The organism is Planomonospora corallina, from assembly GCF_042650625.1.
Lineage (GTDB): Bacteria > Actinomycetota > Actinomycetes > Streptosporangiales > Streptosporangiaceae > Planomonospora_B > Planomonospora_B corallina.
On record NZ_JBHSBM010000012.1, the window covers coordinates 147,858 to 154,519 of the forward strand.

The 6,662-nt window shown below is 75.0% G+C and carries 5 protein-coding genes; 4 read left to right on the top strand and 1 reads right to left on the bottom strand.

Annotated elements, in window-relative coordinates; genetic code table 11:
- The first annotated feature begins 106 nt into the window (after positions 1–106).
- A complete protein-coding gene (locus tag ACFOWE_RS08660) occupies positions 107–1,315 on the top strand; it encodes an MFS transporter (RefSeq protein ID WP_377286639.1) in 1,209 nt (402 codons plus the stop codon).
- Between the two features lie 43 nt (positions 1,316–1,358).
- On the opposite strand, the gene pdxR is transcribed toward ACFOWE_RS08660, so the two are convergent.
- Positions 1,359–2,909 carry a MocR-like pyridoxine biosynthesis transcription factor PdxR gene (gene pdxR, locus ACFOWE_RS08665; protein ID WP_377286640.1) on the bottom strand — a complete coding sequence of 517 codons (1,551 nt, stop codon included), beginning with the start codon at positions 2,907–2,909 and terminating at the stop codon, positions 1,359–1,361.
- 67 nt (positions 2,910–2,976) lie between these two features.
- Here pdxR and ACFOWE_RS08670 point away from each other — a divergent pair, with 67 nt between their 5' ends.
- The 3 genes from ACFOWE_RS08670 (at position 2,977) to ACFOWE_RS08680 (ending at position 6,326) form a co-directional block, all read left to right on the top strand.
- Positions 2,977–3,930: an EamA family transporter gene (locus ACFOWE_RS08670; protein WP_377286642.1), complete on the top strand. Its 954-nt coding sequence runs from the start codon at positions 2,977–2,979 to the stop codon at positions 3,928–3,930.
- A 49-nt stretch (positions 3,931–3,979) separates the two neighbouring features.
- On the top strand, positions 3,980–5,635 hold the full coding sequence (locus ACFOWE_RS08675) for a fumarate hydratase (protein WP_377286644.1): 1,656 nt from the start codon (positions 3,980–3,982) through the stop codon (positions 5,633–5,635).
- 130 nt (positions 5,636–5,765) lie between these two features.
- A complete protein-coding gene (locus tag ACFOWE_RS08680) occupies positions 5,766–6,326 on the top strand; it encodes a TetR/AcrR family transcriptional regulator (RefSeq protein WP_377286645.1) in 561 nt (186 codons plus the stop codon).
- The last annotated feature ends 336 nt before the right edge of the window (positions 6,327–6,662 follow it).

The window sequence follows — 6,662 nt, forward strand, 5'->3', positions numbered from 1 at the left end:
AGCCGCGCGAGGCCGGGAACGGGTGGGGCGGGGACCGTTGACCCGGCGTCGGCACCCCCTTACCCTGACGGAACCTGAACCCCCCTCATGTTCCCGGGAGGCCGCGATGCCGACCCCGCGTGACCGGCAGGCCCGGGTGGCGACCTGGGCCGCGTTCTTCGTCCAGGGCCTGTGCTTCGCCACCCTGCTCACCCACGTGGCCGACCTGCAGCGCGCCTTCGGGCTGAGCGACGGCGACCTCACCCTGGTCCTGCTCCTGGTCCCGGTGATCGCGGGGGTGGGCAGCGCCCTGGCCGGCCTGACCGCCGCCCGCCACGGCAGCGCCCCGGTCCTGCGCGCCGCCCAGCTCGCCGTCTGCGCCGTCGTGATCCTGATGGGCTGGAACGGCTGGCTGCCGGGGCTCTACGCGCTGAGCGCCGCCTTCGGCCTCGCCGTCGGGGCGGTCGACGCGGCGATGAACATGCAGGCGGTCGCGGTCGAGCGCCGGTACGGCATGAGCGTGCTGACCGGCTTCCACGCGGTGTGGAGCGTCGGCTCCATGCTGGGGGCCGGGATCAACTCCGCCGCCAGCGCGCTGGGGGTGGACCTGACCTGGGCGTTCACCGTGCCGATGGTGGCCGGCGCGGTCATCTCGCTGATCCTGCTCCCCCGCCTGTACGGCGCGGGCGAGGAGCGGGTGGCGGAGCCCGGGACGGAGCGGGCGCGCGAGGTCCCCGCCCGGGCGCCGTGGCGGCCGATCCTCCCGCTCTGCCTGGCGATGGCGTTCCTCTACGTCGGCGACGCGGCGATCTCCAACTACAGCACGGTCTACATGGAGCAGGCGCTGGCCGCGAGCGGCTGGGTGGTGCCGCTGGCCTACCTCGCCTACCAGGCCGCCATGCTGGCCGCCCGGGTCCCCGGGGACCTCGCCGTGCGCCGGTACGGCCCCGCCCCCGTGGTCCGCGCCGGCGCGGTGGTCGCGGCGCTGGGCACGCTCGGCATCGTCGCCGCTCCCGGCCCGGCCGTGGCCGTGCTCTCGTTCGGCCTGGCCGGCGTGGGCCTGTCCGTCATCGCCCCGCAGTCCTTCTCGGCGGCGGGCCGTCTCGGCGCGGGGGCCGAGACGGCGATCGCCCGGGTCAACATGTTCAACTACGTCGGATTCGTCGTCGGCGCCGCCGTGGTCGGCGTGATCAACGACGCCGTGGACGTTCGGGCGGCGTTCGCGCCGGCGGTGGTCCTCATCGCGCTGATCGTCCCGCTGGCCGGAGGCTTCCGGCCGAAGGCCCCGCCCGCCCCGCCCGCCCCGGCCTCCCCCGCCGCCCCGGCGACCCCGTAGCGTCCGGCGTACCGTCCCCGTCCTCCGGCTCGCGCCGGGTCCGTCAGCCGGGGCGTCCGGCGGCCAGGTCCCGGGCCAGGGCGCCGACGACCTCGTCCGCGCGGTGGACCGGGAGCCGGGCGAACCCCAGGACCAGTGCGGGCGGGCCCGGACGGTACCGCATCGGCGCCACCGGCTCGGCCGTCAGGCCGCGCGCCCGGGCCGCCGCCGCCGCGGCCCGCTCGTCCCAGTCGGCGGGCAGTTCGGCCAGCAGGTGCAGCCCCGCGGAGACGCCCCGCACCGCGATCTGGGGGAGGTGCCCGGCCAGGGCCCGGACGAGGGCGTCCCGCCGGGCCCGGTACTCGCGGCGCATCCGCCGCAGGTGCCGGTCGTAGGCGCCGGTCCGCATCAGCTCCGCCAGCACGTGCTGCTCCAGCACCGGGGAGCCCATGTCCAGCTCCGCCCGCGCCCGCCGCAGCGCCGCGGCGACGTGCGGCGGGGCCGCCACCCAGCCGAGCCGCAGGCCCGGGGCCAGGGACTTGCTGACGCTCCCGGCGAGCACCACCCTGCCGGGGGCCAGGCCCTGCAGGCAGCCGACCGGGTCGCGGTCGAACCGGAGCTCCGCGTCGTAGTCGTCCTCCAGGACGACCGCGCCGGCGGCGGCGGCCCACTCGATCAGCGCGGCGCGGCGGCGCGGGGAGAGCACGACCCCCGTCGGATAGTGGTGGGCCGGGGTCAGCAGCACCGCCCGCGCCCCCGAGGCCGCCAGGGCCGCCACGTCGATCCCCTCCTCGTCCGCCGGGACCGCGACCAGCTCGGCGCCGGCGGCCCGCAGCAGCGGCAGCTGGCGCAGGCCGGTCGGGTCCTCGACCGCGAGCCGCAGGCCGCGGGCGGAGGCCGGCCGGGCCGCGCGGCCGGTGAACCAGCCCAGGTCGCCGCCCCGATCCTCCCGGGCCGCGCGCCCGGCGAGCACCTGCACCGTGAGGCTGAGCCCCTGGGCGACCCCGCCCACGATCACCAGGTCGTCCGGGGTGACGTCGGCCCCGCGGACCCGGCGCAGGTAGGCGGCCAGCTCCTCGCGCAGCTCCCGGACACCGCCGGGATCGCCGTAGTCCAGCGCCTCGGAGGGGAGGACGGCGAGCACCCGCCGGGTCGCGGCCAGCCACCGCTGGCGGGGGAAGGTCCCCAGGTCGGGCGAGGTGGGGCGGCGGCCGTACCCGCACTCGGAACCGGGGGAGCCGGGGAAACCGGGGACCTCCGGCGGCGCGGAGGAGGAACCGGGGGGAGCGGAGGTCTCCGGCGGCCCCGAGGAGGCGGGGCGGCGCGTCCCCTCACCGGGACCGGAGACCGGGACGGCGGCGGACCGGGCGGCGGCGGGGGCGACCCGTGTCCCGGAGCCGACCTTCGCGACCAGGAACCCCTCGGCGGTCAGCTGCTCGTACGCCTCCACGACCACGCCGCGCGACACGCCGAGGTCCCTGGCCAGCTCCCGGCTCGCGGGCAGCCGCGCCCCGGCCGCCAGCCTGCCCCGCCGTACGGCCTCGCGGAGCTCACGGGTGATCTGCCCGGCGACGCCGCCCGCGGCCCGGTCGATGTCCAGATGGAGATCAGCCAATTGGTCCTCTTCGATGCTCGTCGATTGGACTGATAGGGAAAGCCATTTGCTCCCTAGCATTCCCGGCATGAGCGATTCCGTCATCCCCTCGCCGACCCGGTTGCGGGGGCCCGTCCAGGCCGCCGGGGCGATGTTCCTGGTGGGCACCCTGGCCGGAGTCTCCGGGCTGATCCAGGACTACCCCGTCTACGGCGGCCAGGCGCTGCGCTACCTGCTCGCCGCCGCCATCCTGCTGGCCGCCGTCCGCCTGGGCGGCCTGCGCTTCCTGCGGCCGACGCGCCGCGAGGCCGTGCTGCTGACCGCCCTCGCCCTCACCGGGCTGGCGGTCTTCAACGTCTGCGTGATCGAGGCCACCCGGCACGGCGGCCCGGCCCTGGTCGGCACGGTGCTGGGCACCGTGCCGCTGGCCCTCGCCCTGCTCGGCGGGCGCCCCTCCCCGCGGACGCTGGGCGCGGCGGCCGTCGTGGTGGCCGGCGCGACGGTGGCCACCGGTCTCGGCGGCGGCGGCACGGCCGGGCTGCTCTGGTCGCTGGGCGCGCTGGCCTGCGAGGTCTGCTTCTCCCTGCTGGCCCTGCCGCTGCTGCCCCGGCTCGGCGCGCTGCGGGTCTCGGCCTACACCGCCGTGCTGGCCGTGCCGCTGCTGGGCGTGATCGGCCTGGCGGCGGACGGCGGCGCGGCGCTGCGCGTGCCGACCTGGGCCGAGGCGGCGGGCCTGGGCTACCAGGCGGTCGTGGTGACCGCCGTGGCCTTCTTCCTCTGGTACGACGCGCTGCCCCGGCTCGGGGCCCAGACGGCCGGGCTGTTCGCCGGGCTGATCCCGGTCGGCGCGATGGCCACCGGCGCGCTGCTCGGCCTCGGCACGCCCTCGGCCGCCGAGCTCGCCGGGGCGGCGCTGGTCGTCACGGGCATCGCCGTCGGGCTCGCCCCGTCGCCCGCCCCGTCACCCGGCTCGGCGCCCGTCCCGTCGCCCGGCTCGGCGGTATCCCCTCCGGAGCGCTCGGCGGCAGGCCGTACCCTCTAGCAGGAACCGGCGAGAACCGGAAGACCCCGGCACGGAGGATCGAGAGACGATGCCCGAGTTCGACTACACCGACCTGCTTCCCCTCGGACCGGACGAGACGGAGTACCGTCTGGTCAGCAGGGAGGGGGTGCGCGTCGTCGAGGCCGCGGGCCGCAGGTTCCTGGAGGTCGACCCCGAGGCGCTGCGCCTGCTCACCGAGACCGCGATCCACGACATCTCCCACTACCTCCGCTCCTCGCACCTCGCCCAGCTCCGCAAGATCATCGACGACCCCGAGGCCAGCGGGAACGACCGCTTCGTCGCCCTCGACCTGCTCAAGAACGCCTCCATCTCGGCCGGCGGCGTGCTCCCGATGTGCCAGGACACCGGCACCGCCATCGTGATGGGCAAGCGCGGCCGGCACGTCCTGACCGACGGCGCCGACGCCGAGCACCTCTCCCGCGGCGTCTACGACGCCTACACCCGGCTGAACCTGCGCTACTCCCAGATGGCCCCGATCACCATGTGGGAGGAGAAGAACACCGGCACCAACCTCCCGGCCCAGATCGAGCTGTACGCCGAGGACCCGGGCGGGCACGCGGACGAGTACAAGTTCCTGTTCATGGCCAAGGGCGGCGGCAGCGCCAACAAGTCGTTCCTGTACCAGGAGACCAAGGCCGTGCTGAACGAGAAGCGCATGCTGGCCTTCCTGGAGGAGAAGATCCGCTCCCTGGGCACGGCCGCGTGCCCGCCGTACCACCTGGCGATCGTGGTGGGCGGCACCTCCGCCGAGTTCGCGCTGAAGACGGCGAAGTACGCCAGCGCCCGCTATCTGGACGCGCTGCCGACCGAGGGCTCCCCCAGCGGGCACGGCTTCCGCGACACCGAGCTGGAGGCGAAGGTCTTCGAGCTCACCCAGAAGCTCGGCATCGGCGCCCAGTTCGGCGGCAAGTACTTCTGCCACGACGTGCGGGTGATCCGCCTGCCCCGGCACGGCGCCTCCTGTCCGGTCGCCATCGCGGTCTCCTGCAGCGCCGACCGCCAGGCCCTCGCCAAGATCACCCCGGAGGGGGTCTTCCTGGAGAAGCTGGAGACCGATCCGGCCCGCTTCCTCCCGGACACCACCGACGACCAGCTCTCCGACGAGGTCGTGAAGATCGACCTCAACCGGCCGATGCCGGAGATCCTGGCCGAGCTGGGCAAGTACCCGGTCAAGACCCGCCTGTCGCTGACCGGCCCGCTGGTGGTCGCCCGCGACATCGCGCACGCCAAGATCGGCGAGCTGCTCGACGCGGGCGGCGAGATGCCGCAGTACCTGAGGGACCACGCGGTCTACTACGCCGGGCCGGCCAAGACTCCCGAGGGCTACGCCTCCGGCTCCTTCGGCCCGACCACCGCCGGGCGCATGGACTCCTACGTCGAGCGCTTCCAGGCCGCGGGCGGCTCCATGGTGATGCTCGCCAAGGGCAACCGCTCCGCGCAGGTCACCGAGGCCTGCAAGAAGTACGGCGGCTTCTACCTGGGCTCCATCGGCGGGCCCGCCGCCCGCCTGGCCCAGGACTGCATCAAGAAGGTCGAGGTGCTGGAGTATCCGGAGCTCGGCATGGAGGCCGTCTGGAAGATCGAGGTCGAGGACTTCCCCGCCTTCATCGTCGTCGACGACAAGGGCAACGACTTCTTCACCGACACCACCGGCCCGGTCCTGTCCATCGGCCGCCGCGCCTGACCCGCCCGCCGGCCGTGCCGCCCCGGTGAGGCGGTACGGCCGACGCCGCCGTCCCGGTCACCGGAGCGGGGCCGCGGGTTCCATGCCCGGGGACTTGTCAAATATATGAAGACCGGTCTATTTTTCTGCCATGGGTCAGAAGGGTGAGGAGACGCGCAGGCGCCTGCTGGACACGACACGCGACCTGATCGAGACCGGCGGCTACTTCGGCGCCGGGCTGAACCAGGTCATCGCGGCCAGCGGAGCACCCCGCGGCTCGCTGTACTTCCACTTCCCCGGCGGCAAGGACCAGCTCGTCGGCGAGTCGGTACGGCGCGCCGGCCGGGAGGTCGGCGCGGAGCTCGCCGAGCTGGCGGAGAACGCGCCCGACGCCCTGGGCCTGGTCACGGCGGCGCTCCGGTTCCTCGGTGACCGCCTGGAGGAGTCCGGGTGGCGCAAGGGCTGCCCGGTGGCGACGGTGGCGCTGGAGATGGCGGCGGTGAACGACCCGCTGCACGAGGCCTGCTCGGAGGTCTACCGCGCCTGGGAGACGGCGCTGCGCGACCGCCTGGCCGCCGATGGGCACCCCGAGCCCGCCGACACCGCGGTCGCCGCACTCGCCCTGGTGGAGGGCGCGCTGCTGCTGGCCAGGGCGCACCGGAGCCGGGAGCCGCTGGACCGCGTCGCCCGCCGGATCGCCGCCCTGCTCTGAACCGCGTCGCCCGCCGACCGCTGCCCCGCCCAGAACCTCCCCGCCCAGAACCTCCCCGCTCCGAACCTCCCCGCTTCGAGCCTCTCCGCCCTCACGCTCTCCAGTTCTCGATCCGCCCCGGCCTGAGCCGTTCCCTCGAACCGCCCCGCGCCCGGGTCTCCGGACCCCCAAGGTGTCCGGATCCCCGGGGTGTCCGCAGGACGGCCCGAAGGCGGCCGTCCTGCGAAGCGCCCGTCTCCACAGACTTCTTCTGGCCAAAAAATATGTAGACCTATCTACTTTTAGGAGTGGTCGCATGACCCCCGGCTCCCCCGGCTCCCCCGGCTCCCCCGGCTC